Source organism: Sphingomonas sp. (assembly GCF_019746015.1).
In the GTDB taxonomy this organism is placed as follows: domain Bacteria; phylum Pseudomonadota; class Alphaproteobacteria; order Sphingomonadales; family Sphingomonadaceae; genus Sphingomonas.
In genome coordinates, this window is sequence record NZ_JAIESM010000058.1 from 1 (window position 1) to 16,641 (window position 16,641).

The following is a 16,641-nucleotide window of genomic DNA, read 5'->3' on the forward strand; positions in this document are numbered from 1 at the left end:
TCGCTTGCCGCGCGCGACCGGGCGAGCGCGGCCGGCCATGCGCTCGCCACGCTGCGGGCCGAGCGCGACAGTGTCGATCGGCGGATTGCCGAGCTGGCCGAGGCGCAGGCACGGCTCGCCGCCGACCGCGCCCGCGAAGGCGCGCTGGCCGAGGATGCCGCGACCGCGCTTGCCCAGCTGGCAGCGACTGGCAAGGAGCTGGAGGCGCGGCTGGCCGGTGCCGCACAGCGCGCGCCCGCGCTCGATGCCGCGCTTGCGGAGGCCGAGCGCGCCGCCCGCGATGCCGAGGTGGCGCTGGCCCAGGCGCTCAGCCGGCAGGCGAGCGAAGCGGCCGAGGCGCGGGTGGCGCAGGCCGCGCTCGCCCAGGCGCGTGCGCGGCTCGACCGGGCGCAGCGCGACCTTGCCCGGCTGGAGGTGGAAAGCGCCGCGCTTGCCGCCGCCGAGCCGCTGACCGCCGAGCGTGACCAGGCCGCCGCCGCCCGCGCCCAGGCGCTCGACCATGCAGCGCAAGCCCGCCAGAGCCTGACCGGTGCCGAGGCGACCGAGCGCACTGCCCGTGCCGCGCGTGACCATGCCCAGGCCGAGCGCGCCCGCGCCCATGCCGAACTCGCCGCGCTCGACAGCGAAAGCGCCGCCCTTGCCAAGGCGACGCGCGCCAGCGGTCATGCCCGGCTGCTCGATCAGCTCCGCCCCGATCCCGGCTATGAACGCGCGCTGGCGGCGGCGCTGGGTGACGATGTCGATGCCGGGCTGGATGCAGCGGCCGAGCGGCACTGGGCGGGCGCCACGCCCCAGCCGGGCGACCCCGATCTGCCGGCGGCCGGCGCGCCGCTTGCCGCGCATGTCGCAGCCCCTGCCGCGCTTGCCCGCCGGCTGGCGCAGGTGGTGGTGGTGGAGGCCGATGCGGGCCAGCCGCTGGCAGTGGGGCAGCGGCTGGTGACGCTGGCTGGCGTGCTGCGGCGCTGGGATGGCTATGTCGCGCGCGGCGGCGGCGCGGCGGCGGCCGAGCGGCTGGAGAAGATCAACCGCCGCCACGCGCTGGAGGCGGCCCGGCCCGCGGCGGTGCGCGCGGTGGAGGCGGCCGATGCCGAACTCGCCCGCATCGATGACAGCATTGCCGAGGCACGGCGCGCCGCTGGTGACGCGCGCCGGCTGATCGAGGCGGCCGATGCGCGCGCGCGCGACGCGATGCGTGCCGAGGATCGCGCGGTGGCCGCGCTCGAACGGCTCGCCGCGCAGCGCGCCGACCATGCCGAACGCGCCGCCCGCGCCACGGCCGACCGCGCCGAGGCCGCAAGCGAAGTGGCGCAGGCCGAGGCGGCGCTCAAAACCCTGCCCGATGGCCATGCGACGGGTGCCGAGGTGATGCGCCTGCAACGCGCGGCGGAGGCCACCCGCGCCGCCAGTGCCGAGGCGCGCGCCGCCCGCACCGCGCTCGACCGCGATCTGGCGCTTGACCGGGACCGGCTGGCAGCGGGGCAGGCCGAGGCCAAGAGCTGGCGCGCGCGCGCCGGCGACGCCGCCCGACGGATCGCCGACATGGCCAAAAGGCAGGAGGACATGGCTGCCGACGCCGCGATCCTGGCCGCCAAGCCGGCAAGCCTTGATGCGCGGCTGGCCCAGGAGGAAGCCGCGCACGCCGCCGCGCGGGCCGATGCCGATTCAGCGCTTGCCGCCGAACGCGCGGCCGAGGCCGAACTGCGCGCCAGCGAACAGATCGCCGCGCGCGCCGCCGAAGCGCTGGCCGAAGCGCGGGAACTTCGCGCCGGCGCCGCCGCGCGTGCCGAAAATCAGGAGCTGCGCCGGGTGGAGATGGGGCGCCTCTCCGGCGAGCGGTTCGAATGCCCGCCGCCGCTCTTGCCCGAGCGCGCGGGGTTCCGTGAGGACGAGGTGCGCGGCGCCACCGACGAATCGGCGCGGCACGAGCGGCTGATGGCCGAGCGCGAGCGGCTGGGCGCGGTCAATCTGGTGGCCGAGGCGGAGCTGGCCGAGCTGGAGGCGACGCGGCTCAAAAATGCCGATGAGCGCGACGAACTGGGTCAGGCGGTCAACCAGCTGCGCGGGTCGATCGGCACCTTGAACCGCGAGGGGCGCCAGCGGCTGCGCGCCGCGTTCGAGGCGGTGGACGGGCATTTCCGCCGGCTGTTCACCACGCTGTTCAACGGCGGCAGCGCGCATCTGGCGCTGATCGATTCGGACGATCCGCTGGAGGCCGGGCTCGAGATCATGGCCCAGCCGCCGGGCAAGAAGCTGCAGTCGCTCACTTTGCTGTCTGGCGGGGAGCAGGCGTTGACGGCGGTCGCGCTCATCTTCGGGCTGTTCCTGACGAACCCGGCGCCGATCTGCGTGCTCGACGAAGTCGATGCGCCGCTGGACGACGCCAATATCGAGCGCTTCTGCGACCTGCTCGACGCGATGACGCGGGAAACGCGCACCCGCTACCTCATCGTCACCCACAATGCGGTGACGATGAGCCGCATGCACCGCCTGTTCGGCGTGACGATGGTGGAACAGGGCGTGAGCCGGCTGGTATCGGTCGATCTGGGCGGCGCGGAGGCACTGCTGGCGGCGTGAGGGGGGGAAGGGTGGTGATTATCCCACTCTCCTCTCCTTCGGGGGAGGGGCTCGGCCGGTTGGGCTCTCATGCACGGCGCGGCGTTGATCGCGAGGCCCCTACCGCGCCTTCACCCCGCCATCGACCGACAGGATCGCGCCGGTGACGAACGACGAGTCAGGGCTGGCCAGAAAGGCGATCGCGGCGGCGATTTCTTCCGGCGCGCCGTAGCGGCCGAGCGGACAGTCGGCGGCAAAGCGGGCGCGGATCTGCGCGGCTTCGGCGGCGTCCTTGCCTTCCTCCACCAGCCGCATCATGTCGGTATCGGTGGGGGCGGGGCACACCGCGTTCACCCGCACGCCATCGCCGGCCAGGCCGATTGCCGCCACCTTGGTCAGCCCGATCACGGCATGTTTGCTCATCGCATAGGCGCCCAGCAACGCCGGCCCGCCCAGCCCGGCGGTTGACGAGATGTTGATGATCCGACCCTGCCGCTTGCGCAGCTCGGCGGTGCAGGCGCGGATGCCGAGCCAGCTGCCGCGCGCGTTGACCGCCATCACCTTGTCGAAATCCTCGATCGGATAGCGGTGAATGGGCGCCATCGGCCCCGAAATGCCGGCATTGTTGACGAGGATGTCGAGCCTGCCGAAGCGCGCGACCGCTGCCGCCACCGCACGCGCCCAGCAATCGGGGTCGCTAACATCGCCCTCGACGATTTCCAGCGCCCGCCCTGCCTCAGCCACCGCCGCTGCCAGTGCGCCCGTATCGCTGCCGGGCAGGTCGATCGCCACGATATCGGCGCCGTCGCCCGCCAGCCGCGCGGCCGTTGCCAGGCCAATGCCCTTGGCCGCGCCCGAAATCAGCGCGACCTGTCCGTTCAGGGTTACCATGTCATCTCCGGTCGATAATGCGGGGGTGGCAGCGTGGTGCGCAGCGTGTGGAGGTGCTGCATCAGCCACGGGTCGGGCAAAGCCGCCAGCGCGCGCGGGTGCTCGGGCACCGCGTCGAAGCAGATAAAGCCCAGCGGGTTGCCGTCGGGGTCGCGCCCGGTCGCGTGCAGCACGTCCTCGGCGTCGCGCGTGACGGGGGACAGATCGGCCACGCCTGCCGCCGCGAGCGCCTCAGTCCCCCGCGCCAGCCCCACCGTCTCGAACACCAGCGCGGTATAGCCGGGCGCGTTGGCGGCAGGCGCCGCGCGCGGCAGCGTCGGCGGCGAGGCGTATTGCCAGAATTCGAGCATCAGATTGCCGCACGGCACCCAGCCGACGCGCATCGACGGATCGTCATAGCCGGTGATGATCGCGTTTTCCGCGCGCGGCGGGACGGCAAAGCCGCCCGTGAACGCACGCCCCGTCAGCGCGGCGTAAAAGCCGCTCAGCCGCCGCAGATCGGGGGTGGCAAAGGCGACATGCGCGACCCAGGCGGTGGCGATGGCTTCGGGCGCGAACACCGCGCTTTCAATCTCGACAATCGGGCCGGAGGGCAGCGCGCCATAGGCATAATGGGTGCCATTGCCCAGCGTCGTGAGCGGCGCGGTGAAGCGCATGCCGGCGGCCGCCAGATCGTCAACCATCGGCCAGGGATCGCGCGCCTGCACGCAGAAATGGGTGATGCCGGTCTCATGGGGTTTGAGCGCGGCGCCATCGTCCGCGCCCTCGGTGACGGCGAGATGCACATTCGCCGCGCGCCAGCACTTGCCGCCTGCGTCGGGCTGGGCCGCAAGCCACCGCACGACCGGCGCCACCTCCCCCGCATGGCCCACCCGCACCCCGATCTGGCTGATGCCCCGGATCATTTTCCTCTTCCTACACCGATGCTGCGCCGGGCGCCCGCAGTTTGCAACCGGTCGCCATTGATCGGCGCGCGGAATCGCCTAGAGCGGCCCCATGCTCAACTTAAGCGGCATCACCGTGCGCCTGGGCGGGCGCACCATCATTGATCGTGCCTCGGCCGCGCTGCCGCCGCGCGGGCGCATCGGCCTTATCGGCCGCAACGGCGCGGGCAAGTCCACGCTGATGAAGGTGATGATCGGCGCGATCGAGCCCGATGAGGGCGCGGTCGACATGCCGCGCAAGACGCGGATCGGCTATCTGCGGCAGGAGGCGCCCTCGGGCAGCGCGACGCCGCTGGAGACCGTGCTCGCCGCCGATGCCGAGCGCGCCGCGCTGTTTGCCGAGGCCGAAACCGCGACCGACCCCGATCGCATGGCCGCCATTTATGATCGGCTCGACGCGATCGATGCCTATACGGCGGAGGCGCGCGCGGCGAAAATCCTGGTGGGTCTCGGCTTTGACGACGAGATGCAGGCCCGCCCGCTCGACAGCTATTCGGGCGGGTGGAAGATGCGCGTGGCGCTCGCCGCGCTGCTGTTTTCCAACCCCGACCTCTTGCTGCTCGACGAGCCGTCGAACCATCTCGATCTGGAAGCGGCGCTGTGGCTTGAGAATTTCCTGAAAAGCTATCCCGCGACGATGGTCGTCATCAGCCATGAGCGCGACCTGCTCAACAATGTCGTCGACCACATCCTGCATCTGGAAGGGGGCAAGGCAGTGCTCTACCCCGGCGGCTATGACGATTTCGAGCGCCAGCGCGCCGAACGCGCCGCCCAGCTTGCCGCCGCGCGCGCCAATCAGGAGGCACAGCGCGCCAAGCTTCAGGATTATGTCGCGCGCAATTCGGCGCGGGCCTCCACCGCCAAACAGGCCCAGTCGCGCCTGAAGATGCTGGCGCGGATGCAGCCGATCGCCGCCCTTGCCGAGGATCCGTCGCTGAGCTTCGACTTTCCCAGCCCCGATCCGCTGAAACCCCCGCTGGTCACGCTCGACATGGCGGCGGTGGGCTATAGCGAGACGCCGGTGCTCCAGCGGCTGAACCTGCGGCTGGACCCCGATGACCGGCTGGCGCTCTTGGGCCGCAACGGCAATGGCAAGACCACGCTTGCCCGGCTGCTCGCCGCCCAGCTGCCGGCAATGGCGGGCGATGTGGCCAAATCGGGCAAGATGCGGGTCGGCTATTTCACCCAATATCAGGTGGAGGAGCTGGACGGCGCCGACACCCCGCTGGAGCATATGACCCGCGCCATGCCGCGCGCGACGCCGGGCGCGGTGCGCGCGCAGCTGGGGCGCTTCGGCTTTTCGGGCGCGAAGGCGACCACGCGCGTGGCCCAGCTGTCGGGCGGGGAGCGGGCGCGGCTTGCCCTTGCGCTCATCACCCGCGACGCGCCGCATCTGCTGATCCTGGACGAGCCGACCAACCACCTTGATGTCGATGCGCGCGAGGCGCTGGTGCAGGCGCTGAACGATTATTCGGGCGCGGTGGTGGTGGTGAGCCATGACCGCCACATGATCGAACTGACGGCGGACCGGCTGGTGCTGGTCGATGGCGGCACGGCCAAGGATTATGCCGGCAGCATCGAGGACTATACCGATTTCATCCTGGGCCGCGCGACCCGGGCGGAGGCCGGCGGCAAGGCGGCGAAGAAGGACAAGAAGGCCGGCGCCGAAGCGCGCGAGCGGCACGGCGCGCTGAAAAAGGCGGCCGACGCGGCCGAGGCGGAGGTTGCCCGGCTGGAGCGCGATCTGGCCGTGCTCGACCGGGCGCTGGCCGATCCGGCCCAGCTGCCCGCGCCGCTGCGGCCGCTGTCGATGGCCGAGCGGCTGCAGCGCCGCGCCGCGCTGGCCGAGGCGCTGGCCGGGGCGGAGGCGGCGTGGCTCAGCGCGAGCGAGGCGCTGGAGGCGGCGCGCGGCTGAACCCCCTCGCAAAAACCCGCCGCGCGCGGTATCGCGCAGGGCAACAGGGGGAAGGAACCATGCCGGGCGGTTTGCTTGCATTGCTGGATGACGTGGCGGCGATGGCAAAGGTCGCCGCCGCCTCGCTCGACGATGTCGCGGGCGCCGCCGCCAAGGCAGGGTCGAAGGCAGCCGGCGTGGTGATTGACGATACCGCCGTCACCCCGGGCTATGTCATCGGCTTCACGCCCGACCGCGAACTGCCGATCATCGGCAAGATCGCGCTTGGCTCGCTGCGCAACAAGCTGGTCATCCTGCTTCCCGCAGCACTCGCGCTGGGGGCGCTGGCGCCCTGGGCGATCACCCCGCTTCTGCTGCTGGGCGGCGCGTTTCTGTGCTTCGAGGGCGCCGAGAAAATCCTCCACGCCTTCCACGACACCCCGCATGACGAGGCCGCGCCCGAGGCACTGGATGCCGCCGCGCTGGAGGCGCGCCAGGTCGCCGGCGCCGTGCGCACCGATTTCATCCTGTCGGCAGAAATCATGGCAATCGCGCTGGCCGAGCTGGCCGGCAAGGGGCTGTTCACCCAGGCGGTGACGCTGATCGTGGTCGCGCTTGCGCTCACCATCGGCGTGTACGGCGTGGTCGCGCTGATCGTGAAGCTGGACGATATCGGCCTGCATCTGGCCCGCCGCCCGGCCACGCGCACGCTGGGGCGGGGGTTGGTGGCGACGATGCCGGTGCTGCTCCGCATCCTGTCGGTGGTGGGCACCGCCGCCATGCTGTGGGTGGGGGGCGGCATCGTCATCCACGCGCTCGCCGGGCTGGGCGCGCCGGTGGTGGAGGAGGTGCTGAAAACGGCCGAACACGCCGCCGCTGCGGCTGTGCCCGGCGCGGGCGAAGTGATGACCTGGCTGGTCCATGCCGGCGGCTCGGCGCTGTTCGCTGCGCTGCTCGGCGCGCTCATCGTCGCCGCGCTCAAACTGGTGCCGGGCAAGCGCGCCGCGCATTGAGCGGGGCCGGGTGACGACGATCCCTTGGTCTGGTATGAAGGCGCCGGCGTCAGTTCGCCGCGCTACCTGTACAGCGATCATCAGGGCTCGGTGGTGGCGGTGGCGGATGCGAACGGTAACCGGCTCGCGGTCAACAGCTATGACGAATATGGCATCCCCAGGCCCGCCCCTGCCCCGTCCGGCGTTGCCGGCCCGTTCACCGGCACCGGCAATACCGGCCGGTTCCAGTACACCGGGCAAGCCTGGCTCGCCGAGCTTGGCATGTATCACTACAAGGCCCGGCTCTACTCGCCCACGCTCGGCCGGTTCCTCCAGACCGATCCGATCGGGTATGATGACCAGGTCAATCTCTATGCCTATGTCGGGAATGATCCGGTTAATGCGGTAGATTCGACTGGGCAGCGCACGGAGGTGAATACAACATATGCTACCGGAATACCCATATGTATGGGCGGCCCTGGTGGTGTTGGTTGCTATCAGCCGAGGCATATGAATATTCGTATTACACCAGATGATCAGGCATCTATCCGAAACTTCGAAGTTTTCAACCGAGTGGATGCTGATGGCAATAGGTATGCAACGTTGAGCGCTGGTCCGGATGGCGTTCCTGAATTCTCTAATTTGAAATCGACAATTAATAGATCAGAAGGGGAGACGCTTGAAACATTCAGTGTGAAAACTCCAAGTGTTTGTAAATCTGAAAACGAGTTCATAAACGCTTTATTCAGGGCCGATGCTTCGTACAAGGATAATGTTCCATATACGCTGTTCCCTGACAGTAGCGGTGACGGCAGAAATTCTAATTCTTACGTGACTGGTGTCCTTGGAGCGGCGGGTGTGGATGCGACTGGCGTCGCGGCAAAATCGGGGCTAGATATTCCAGGAGCGAATGTTCCGTTGCGCCTGACATGTCAGACACCAAACGGGGTATGTCCATGGTGAGATACGCTCTTAACATAGCAGCATTTTATGTAGTATTTTGTTGGTTTTCCGGAATTTGCATTTCCGTGTCAGGAGTCTATTTTGCGAAATACGTATCTATTTGGTATTACGTTTTATCATTTCCAGTCCTTCTTATATCTAAGCCTATTTATATTGTTGTCGGTAATTTCATATTGTCTATCTCTATAGCTTGCATAATATTATTATGCATTATTCTATTTATTCGCCGGCGTACGCTATAATTATTGTCCAAAAGCCTGCGGATTGGCAACATTCTTGGTTATACTTCCTTCCATAATCTCGTCGATCGCCGCCAACTGCGCCCCATTGCGTGGATCGAGCGCCTCAGTGAGCCTCAATTCCAGGGACACAATACTTAGAGCGTTTTCCGATCAGGCTGCATCGTACCCGCAGGCGGTCGAGTAGTTGGCGCATTCCTGGGGCGAGTGGAGGTCGAGGATGCGGCCGATGGCGTCCCAGAGGCCATGGATGGTCCGCTCGGCGGCCTTGCGCAGGTGGGCTTTGAGTTTGGAGAAGGCCTTCTTGATTGGGTTGAAGTCGGGGCTGTATGGCGGGAGGAACAGCTGTGTCGCGCCTGCCGCCTCAATGGCCTCGCGCACGTCACCGCCCTTGTGGCTCGACAGATTATCCATGACGACGACATCGCCGGGGCCGATCTCGGGGGCGAGGACCTGGCGGACATAGGCGGTGAAGGCTTCGCGGTTGATGGGACCGTCGAGCACCATCGGCGCAACCATATCGGTATTGCGCAGCCCGGCGACGAAGGTCGTCGTCTTCCAATAGCCGTGCGGGACGCCTGCGCGCAGGCGCTGCCCTCGTTGGCATCGGCCATGGCGGCGTGCCATTTTCGTGCTGGCCCAAGTCTCGTCGATGAAGATCAGCCGGTCGGGGTCGAGATCGATCTGCCCTCGAACAAGTTCCAGCGGCGGGCGAGGATGTCGGGCCGGTCCTGTTCGGTGGCGTGCGCGGTCTTTTTTTACGCGTGATGCCGTGCCGGTCGAGGAACCGCCACAAGGCGCCGATCCCAACCGCGACGCCGCACCCACGCAGCATCTCAAGCTGTTCGACGGCCCCGCCGGCATGGAGGGGGTTTACTTCGCCTATGACGGGTTCGGCCGCAAGGTTGGCGAAGGCGTGATCCAGGGCGGCACCTATCGCAGCTTCAACTATGGCTATGACGAGAACAGCAATCTGCTGTGGATGCAGCACCCGGATGGCAACTATTTCTCCTATTACCGCGACGGGCTCGACCGGCTCTATTATGCCGCGCTGAACGCGGCGACGCCGCTCTTTTATCCGCAATATGACCAGGCGGGCCGGGTGACATCGCTCTCCCGACTGCGGCCGAGCCCGTTCTCCTGGGATTTTGCAACGAGCTATGGCTATGACGGGGTTGGCCGGCTGACCACGCTGTCGCACGCGATCCCCGGCGGCGCGGTGAGCACGAGCTTTGCCTATAACCCGGCGAGCCAGGTCACCCAGACGGTGCGCAACAGTGACGACTATGCCTTTGCCGGCTATGTGAGCGTCAACCGCAACTACACCACCAACGGGCTGAACCAATATGCGAGCGCGGGCCCGGCGAGCTTTGCCTATGACGCAAACGGCAACCTGATCTCCGACGGCAGCCGCAGCTACACCTATGACGCGGAGAACCGGCTGGTTGCAGCATCGACCATCGGTCAGGCGGGCGGCGTGTCGCTGAGCTATGATCCTCTGGGCCGGCTGTGGCAGGTGTCTGGGCCGCAAGGGACGACGCGGTTCCATTATGACGGCGACCAGCTGGCGGCGGAATATGACGCGGCCGGCACCATGCTCAGGCGCTATGTGCACGGCCTGGGTGACGACGATCCTTTGGTCTGGTATGAAGGTGCCGGCGGTGTTGGACCTGTCCGTCAGGCCGGGGTGTCTGCGCATCGCGAAAACCGCGTTTCCGGTATCCACGAGGCGTTCTACTTGGCGCCCGTCGGGGTGCCGCCGACCGGCAAGCGGGCAGCGGTGATGATCGCTGGTCCGGGGGAAATGGTGCCGCTTGCGTGACTCGAACACGCGACCCCATCATTACGAATGATGTGCTCTACCGGCTGAGCTAAAGCGGCCCATGGCAGCGCAACCGCCGCCTGTGGAGCGGCGCGCTTATCAGGTGGGGCGGGGCCTTGCAAGCGCTTGTGGCGGCGGCGGTGGCGGGCGCGGCGGCGGACGGGGAAGGCCGCACAGATACCGCCCGCGCCTTTACCGATCATTTACCACAATCGGGCAAAGCTGTCGGCGACCGGGGCACTATCCGCCCCCATGGGGACAGGCGCATGGACACGCTACGCGGGTTCGAGGAAGACCGCAGCACCGATACCGGCCATGGTGGCGCCGACGATACGTCGGTGGACGATAACGAGACCGTGCAGATCGGCACCGACGAGCGGCGCATGCATGTGCGCGCCTATAATTACTGGGTGTCGCTGCTGGGGGGGCGTGCCTATCCCTCGATCGACGATCTGGACCCCGAGAACCTGACCGATTTCGGGCCGAACAGCGTGCTGCTGGACTTCACCGGCGGCATCGAGGACCCGGCCATCCGCTTTCTGGGCCGGGGCCTGCGCGACGAGTGCCAGCTTGATGTGTCGGTGCTCAACATCAGCCAGGTGCCCAGCCGCTCGCTGCTGTCGCGGCTGACCGACCATTATCTGCAGATCATCGCCAACCGCGCGCCGATCGGGTTCGAGGCGGAATTCGTCAACACCCGCGGGCACAACACGCTCTATCGCGGCATCCTGATGCCGTTCTCGTCGGACGACGAGACCATCGACTTCATCTATGGCGTGATCAACTGGAAGGAAGTGGTCGACGCCGACACCCAGGCCCAGCTTGAGGCCGAGGTGGCCGACGCGGTGCGCCAGGCACCGCGCGTGCCGGTCGCTGCTCCAATATGGGCCAGCGGGCCAAGCGCGGCGCTGGAGCCGGCCATGGATGACGCCGTTGTCGATCATGTCGGCGAAGGCTCGCTCACGCTGCCGCTGGCCGACCAGCTGACGCTTGCCCAGCAGAGCGCGGCCGCCGTCCGCGCCGCCGACACGCGCAGCCGCGCCGCGCTCTACCGCGCGCTTGGCCGCGCCTATGATTTTGCCGCCGCTGCCGACATCGACCCCCAGGGCTATGCCCGCCTGCTCGACGCCGCCCGGCTGAGCGTGCAGGAACGCGCGCCGATGACGCCGATCGTCAAGCTCGTGTTCGGCGCCGATTATGACAAGACGCGGCTGACCGAGTTCGCCACCGTCCTCGCCCACGCCCGGCGCACCAATGTGCCGACCGGCGCGCTGGCTGATTTCCTTGAGCTGGCCGAGGGCGGCATCAAGGGCATCGTCCAGGCCGAGCGCGCGCTGCGCCGCCCGGCCGCGCCCGCCGTCAGCCGTGCCGACAAGGCCCGCCGCCGGCTGGAAAGCCGCGCGCCGCTGGCCAGCGTTATGCTGGAAAGCGACGCGGTGACCGGCGAGTTCGTCGTCCTCGTTGCGCGCAAGACTGATGCCGGGCTGTTCGACGTGGTCGCTGCGCTGGGCGCCGACGATCCGCTGACCGACAAGGCCGTGACCCGCGCCGCTCGCTGATCTGCCGCGCCGCACAACAGCCACCCTCTTGAGCTAGGCGCCCGCCCGGCGCATAGCGGCGCGCATGGTAAAAGCCACGCTGAAGTCGCTGTCGGATGCGCTTGCAAGCCGACTGGTCGTTGGGGCCCTGCCGGGCGAATTGGAGGGGTTCGGCGCGGCCGAGCAGGCAGAGGCGGCCCGCTTCGTGGCCGCCACCGCCGGCCAGCGCCCGCCCGGCACCGCCCGCTTCGAGCTGGAGACGATCAGCGGCGACGAGACCAACCGCCACATGCGGCTGGCAATCGTCAATGACGACATGCCCTTCCTGGTCGATTCGATTGCCGCCACCATCGGCGCGCACGATGTCGCGATCGACCGCATCATCCACCCCGTGCTGCCGGTGGCGCGCGATGCCGATGGCACGCTGGAAAAAGTGGGCGAGGGCGCGCGCGAATCGATGATCTATATCGAGATGGAGCGCGTCGATGCCCGCCGGCGCCGCGCGCTGCTGGCCGATCTGGAGCGCAACCTCGTCAATGTGCGCAGCGCAGTGGCCGACTGGGAACCGATGCAGGCGCGCATGGCCGCTGATGCGGCTCACCTGACGATCAGCGCCGACCCGATCGAGCGCGAGGGCGGCGACCTGCTGCGCTGGTTCCTCGACCGGCATTTCACGCTGCTGGGCCATGAATGCTGGCAGCGCGGCGGCGATGCTGGCGAGGCGCTGGGCATTGCCCGCAACCGCCAGCCGGTGCCGATTCTGGCCGAGGCGTCGCGCCTGCTCGCCATCGAGTGGTTCGCCGCCGGCAATCCTGCGCCGCTGCTGGTGAAGTCGAACCTGATTTCCAGCGTTCACCGTTCGGTGCCGCTTGATCTGGTCATCGTGCCGCTGCGCGATGGTGACCGGATTGCCGGGCTGTCGATCCATGCCGGGCTGTGGACGTCGAGCGCGCTCAACGCGCCGCCGCAGGACGTGCCGGTGCTGCGCGCCCGCCTTGCCGCGCTGGAGGAGAAATTCGGCTTCGACCCCAAGAGCCACACCGGCAAGGCGCTGAGCCATGCGCTGACCGTGCTGCCGCACGACGTGGTGACCGGCTTCGCCCCCGGGGCGATCGAGGAACTGGCGCTGACCGCAATGTCGCTGGCTGACCGGCCGCGCCCGGAAATGGTGCTGGTCCGCTCGATTCTCGGCCGCCACATGGTGGGCTTTGTGTGGCTGCCGCGCGACGACCTGACGACGGTGCGCCGCATCGCGATTGGCGAGATGCTGGCCGAGGCTTGCAACGGCGCGCTGCTCAACTGGTCGATCGCGCTCGAAGACGGCGTGGTCGCGATGCTGCGCTATACCTTCGATCTGCGCGGCGAGGGGCGGATGCCGGAGACGCCGCCGCTGCGCCAGCGGCTGGAGCGGATGGTGCGCGGCTGGGGGCCGGCGGTGGAGGCCGCCCTTGCCGAGCGGGCCGATCCCTCGCGCGCCACCCGGCTGGCGCTGCGCCATGCCCAGACTTTCCCGCAAACCTATCGCGCCACCGCCACGCCCGAAGAGGCGGCGGAAGACATTCTGCGCCTTGCCACGCTGGAGGCGCCCGAGGCGCGATCGGTGCGCATCTATCGCAGCGCCGACAGCCTGCGCCTGAAAATCTATCGCTATGGCGGGCCACTGCCACTGTCGGATGCGGTGCCGGCGCTGGAAAATTTCGGCTTCCGCGTGATCGAGGAAGTGCCGACGGCGCTGACCGACGATGCCGAGGGCTATATCCATGATTTCGCGATCAGCGCGAGTGCGGATGCCGCCCCCGGCGCGCTGCCCGGGGCGCTGAACACCGATGCCGCCGTGCTGGAAAAGGCGATTGCCGATGTGCTGCAGGGGCAGGCGGAAAATGACCTGTTCAACCGGCTGATCGTCGATGCCGGGCTCTCCCCGCAGGCAGTGGTGCTGTTCCGGGCCTGGTTCCGCTATCTGCGCCAGGGCGGCATGACCTATAGCCTGGCCACCTTCGTCGATGCGCTGCGCCGCGCGCCGGCGGTGGCGGCCGCGCTGATCGAGCGGTTCGAGGCTGCACACGGCCCCAAGGGTGGCGATCCGGCCGCTGCGATCGCCGCGATCGATGCCGGCCTCGAAAGCGTGAGCGCGATCGACGATGACCGCATCCTGCGCAGCATCAACGGGGTGATCGCGGCGACGCTGCGCACCAATTTCTACACCCCCGCCGCGCACGAAGCGCTGGCCTTCAAGCTGGACAGCCACCGCGTGCCGGGCCTGCCCCAGCCGCTGCCCTGGCGCGAGATCTGGGTTTATTCGCCCCGGCTGGAGGGTATTCACCTGCGCGCCGGGCCGGTCGCGCGTGGGGGCTTGCGCTGGTCCGACCGGCGCGACGATTTCCGCACCGAAATTCTGGGCCTGATGAAGGCGCAGCGCGTGAAGAACGCGGTGATCGTGCCGACCGGGGCCAAGGGCGGCTTCTATCCCAAGGCGCTGCCCAGCCCCGCCAATCGCGATGCCTGGCTTGCCGAAGGCACCGAGGCCTATCGCATCTTCATCCGCACGCTGCTGTCGATCACCGACAATATCGTGGAGGGCAAGGTGGTGCACCCCAAGGGCGTGCGCATCCATGATGGCGAGGACCCCTATTTCGTGGTCGCCGCCGACAAGGGCACCGCGACCTTCAGCGACGTAGCCAACGCCATCGCGCTCGACCGCGGTTTCTGGCTGGGCGACGCCTTCGCCAGCGGCGGCAGCCAGGGCTATGACCACAAGGCGATGGGCATCACCGCCAAGGGCGGCTGGATCAGCGTGCAGCGCCACTTTGCCGAGCGCGGCGTGGACGTGCAGACGCAGAGCATCCGCGTGGTCGGCTGTGGCGACATGTCGGGCGATGTGTTCGGCAACGGCATGCTGCTGTCGCAGGCGATCAAGCTGGTGGCGGCCTTTGACCACCGCCACATCTTCATCGACCCCGATCCCGACCCCGCCATCAGCTGGGCCGAGCGCGCGCGGCTGTTCGCGCTGCCCCGGTCGAGCTGGGACGATTATGACAAGGCGCTGATCTCGCCGGGCGGCGGGGTGTGGGCGCGCACCGACAAGCTCATCCGCCTGTCGGACGCGGCACGGCAGGTGCTGGGCATCGACGCCAGCGAGCTCGATCCCGCAAGCCTGATCTCGGCGATCCTGAAGGCGCCCGTCGATCTGCTGTGGTTCGGCGGCATCGGCACCTATGTGAAGGCGGCGGCCGAAAACAATGTGCAGGTGGGCGACCCTGCCAATGACCGGCTGCGCGTGGATGCCGAGGCGCTGCGCGTCACCGCGATCGGCGAGGGCGCCAATCTGGGCGTGACGCAGGCCGGGCGCATTGCCTTTGCCGGCGCCGGCGGGCGGATCAACACCGACTTCATCGACAATTCGGCCGGCGTCGATTGTTCGGACAATGAAGTGAACATCAAGATCGCGCTCAACCGAGAGATGATCGAGAACCGGCTGGCGTTCGATGCCCGCAACGAGCTGCTGCGCGCCATGACCGACGATGTCGCGCATATCGTGCTGGAGGATAACCGGCTGCAGACGCTGGCGCTGTCGATCATGGAGCATGACGGGGTGCAGGGGCTGCCCAGCTATGTGCGCCTCATCGAGATTTTCGAGAATAGCGGCCGGCTCGACCGGCTGGTCGAGGGGCTGGCGGCGAATGACGACCTGCTGCGCCGCGCGCAGGAACGGCGCGGCCTGACCCGGCCCGAACTGGCGGTGCTGCTGCCGACGGCCAAGCTATCGCTGCAGGATGCGATCGAGGGCAGTACGCTTGCCACCGACGACGTGCTGCGCGCCGATCTGCACAATGCCTTCCCGCCGGCGATGCGCGCGCAATTTGCCGCCGCGATCGACGCGCACCGGCTGCGCGGCGAGATTGTCGCGACCAAGCTCGCCAACCGCATCGTCAACCGGCTGGGCGTGCTCCACCCGTTCGAGCTGGCCGAGGAAGAGGGCGCCGCACTGGCGGACATCGCCGCGATGTTCGTCGTCGTCGAGCATCTGTTCGAGCTGCCCGCGCTCTGGGCAGAGATCGAGACGGCACCGATGCCGGAGGGCGCGCGCATTGGCCTGTTCGACGAAGTGGCGATCGCCACCCGCTCGCACATTGCCGACCTGCTGCGCACCAGCCGCCCCGGCACCAGCCCGGCCGAACTGCTCGGCCGGCTCGACCGGCGCATCGACAATCTGGAGGCGCAGCTCAACTCGCTGCTGCTGGAGGAGGGCCGCGCGTCGAGCGGCCGGGTCGCCCAGCGGCTGGAGGCGGCCGGCGCCCCGGCGGCGCTGGCGCAGAAGGTCGTGCGGCTGCAGCAGCTGGATGGCGCGGTGGGCCTGGCCGATCTTGCCCAGCGCAAGAGCATCGACGAGGCGGAGCTGACCCGCGCCTTCACCCGGCTGGGCCAGGCGCTGGGGCTCGACTGGGCACAGACCAACGCCGCCCGCATCGAATCGAGCGATCCGTGGGAAAGGCTGCTGATCGCCGGGCTGGCGCGCGACTTCCAGCATATCCGCCTCGCATTCCTCGCGCAGAGCGGGGGCGAGGCACCGACCAGCTTCGTCGATGGTTGGCTGGCGGCCAATGCCGCGCGGGTGGCCCAGTTCCGCGCGCTGGTCGACCGCGCCCGCCGCGCCACCGCCCCCAGCGCCGCGATGCTCGCCCAGATCGCCAGCCAGGCCCGGGGGCTGCTGGGGCGCTAAGTAGAACGTCTCGTGGATACCGGAAACGCGGTTTTCGCGGGAGTGACACCCTCGGGCGATGGAGATGTCCAACGGCTGGGGGCTG

General features: G+C 68.4%; 9 protein-coding genes, 1 tRNA gene and 1 pseudogene. 7 read left to right on the forward strand and 4 right to left on the reverse strand.

The features are described from left to right. Nucleotides 1-2,574: chromosome segregation protein (locus tag K2Y03_RS08700; protein WP_294090072.1), on the forward strand; the 2,574-nt coding region annotated here is incomplete at its 5' end. A gap of 99 nt (nucleotides 2,575-2,673) precedes the next feature. On the opposite strand, the gene K2Y03_RS08705 is transcribed toward K2Y03_RS08700, so the two are convergent. Together K2Y03_RS08705 and K2Y03_RS08710 are read right to left on the reverse strand one after the other, a co-directional pair. Next, a complete protein-coding gene (locus K2Y03_RS08705; RefSeq protein WP_294090073.1) occupies nucleotides 2,674-3,444 on the reverse strand; it encodes an SDR family NAD(P)-dependent oxidoreductase in 771 nt (256 codons plus the stop codon). Further along, on the reverse strand, nucleotides 3,438-4,349 hold the full coding sequence (locus K2Y03_RS08710; RefSeq protein ID WP_294090075.1) for a hypothetical protein: 912 nt from the start codon (nucleotides 4,347-4,349) through the stop codon (nucleotides 3,438-3,440). The genes K2Y03_RS08705 and K2Y03_RS08710 overlap by 7 nt, the downstream gene beginning before the upstream one ends. A 91-nt stretch (nucleotides 4,350-4,440) precedes the next feature. Between K2Y03_RS08710 and K2Y03_RS08715 the strand changes: the two genes are divergently transcribed. Genes K2Y03_RS08715 through K2Y03_RS08725 form a run of 3 tightly spaced genes read left to right on the forward strand, consistent with a single transcriptional unit; the run spans nucleotide 4,441 to nucleotide 8,237 of the window. After that, on the forward strand, nucleotides 4,441-6,303 hold the full coding sequence (locus K2Y03_RS08715) for an ABC-F family ATP-binding cassette domain-containing protein (protein WP_294090076.1): 1,863 nt from the start codon (nucleotides 4,441-4,443) through the stop codon (nucleotides 6,301-6,303). Between the two features lie 59 nt (nucleotides 6,304-6,362). Then, nucleotides 6,363-7,295, forward strand: coding sequence for a DUF808 domain-containing protein (locus tag K2Y03_RS08720; protein WP_294090077.1), 933 nt, complete (start codon nucleotides 6,363-6,365; stop codon nucleotides 7,293-7,295). Between the two features lie 24 nt (nucleotides 7,296-7,319). Next, nucleotides 7,320-8,237: an RHS repeat-associated core domain-containing protein gene (locus tag K2Y03_RS08725; protein ID WP_294090078.1), complete on the forward strand. Its 918-nt coding sequence runs from the start codon at nucleotides 7,320-7,322 to the stop codon at nucleotides 8,235-8,237. 392 nt (nucleotides 8,238-8,629) lie between these two features. Here K2Y03_RS08725 and K2Y03_RS08730 read toward each other — a convergent pair. Then, nucleotides 8,630-9,293, reverse strand: a pseudogene (locus tag K2Y03_RS08730) (IS630 family transposase); the annotation flags it as partial. On the opposite strand from K2Y03_RS08730, the gene K2Y03_RS08735 reads away from it, so the two are divergent. Next, nucleotides 9,249-10,298, forward strand: a complete 1,050-nt coding sequence (locus tag K2Y03_RS08735) for a hypothetical protein (protein WP_294090083.1) — start codon at nucleotides 9,249-9,251, stop codon at nucleotides 10,296-10,298. The pseudogene K2Y03_RS08730 and the gene K2Y03_RS08735 sit on opposite strands and share 45 nt — an antisense overlap. On the opposite strand, the gene K2Y03_RS08740 is transcribed toward K2Y03_RS08735, so the two are convergent. Then, nucleotides 10,282-10,357, reverse strand: a tRNA-Thr gene (locus K2Y03_RS08740). The genes K2Y03_RS08735 and K2Y03_RS08740 overlap by 17 nt on opposite strands. Nucleotides 10,358-10,564: 207 nt before the next feature. Between K2Y03_RS08740 and K2Y03_RS08745 the strand changes: the two genes are divergently transcribed. After that, on the forward strand, nucleotides 10,565-11,857 hold the full coding sequence (locus K2Y03_RS08745; protein WP_294090079.1) for a hypothetical protein: 1,293 nt from the start codon (nucleotides 10,565-10,567) through the stop codon (nucleotides 11,855-11,857). A gap of 64 nt (nucleotides 11,858-11,921) precedes the next feature. After that, a complete protein-coding gene (locus K2Y03_RS08750; protein ID WP_294090081.1) occupies nucleotides 11,922-16,556 on the forward strand; it encodes an NAD-glutamate dehydrogenase domain-containing protein in 4,635 nt (1,544 codons plus the stop codon). Nucleotides 16,557-16,641: the final 85 nt, after the last annotated feature.

Coding starts and splice junctions, on each gene's coding strand:
- K2Y03_RS08705 (WP_294090073.1), bottom strand. CDS start 3,444: ATGGTAACCCTGAACGGACAGGTCGCGCTGATTTCGGGCGCGGCCAAG.
- K2Y03_RS08710 (WP_294090075.1), bottom strand. CDS start 4,349: ATGATCCGGGGCATCAGCCAGATCGGGGTGCGGGTGGGCCATGCGGGG.
- K2Y03_RS08715 (WP_294090076.1), top strand. CDS start 4,441: ATGCTCAACTTAAGCGGCATCACCGTGCGCCTGGGCGGGCGCACCATC.
- K2Y03_RS08720 (WP_294090077.1), top strand. CDS start 6,363: ATGCCGGGCGGTTTGCTTGCATTGCTGGATGACGTGGCGGCGATGGCA.
- K2Y03_RS08745 (WP_294090079.1), top strand. CDS start 10,565: ATGGACACGCTACGCGGGTTCGAGGAAGACCGCAGCACCGATACCGGC.
- K2Y03_RS08750 (WP_294090081.1), top strand. CDS start 11,922: ATGGTAAAAGCCACGCTGAAGTCGCTGTCGGATGCGCTTGCAAGCCGA.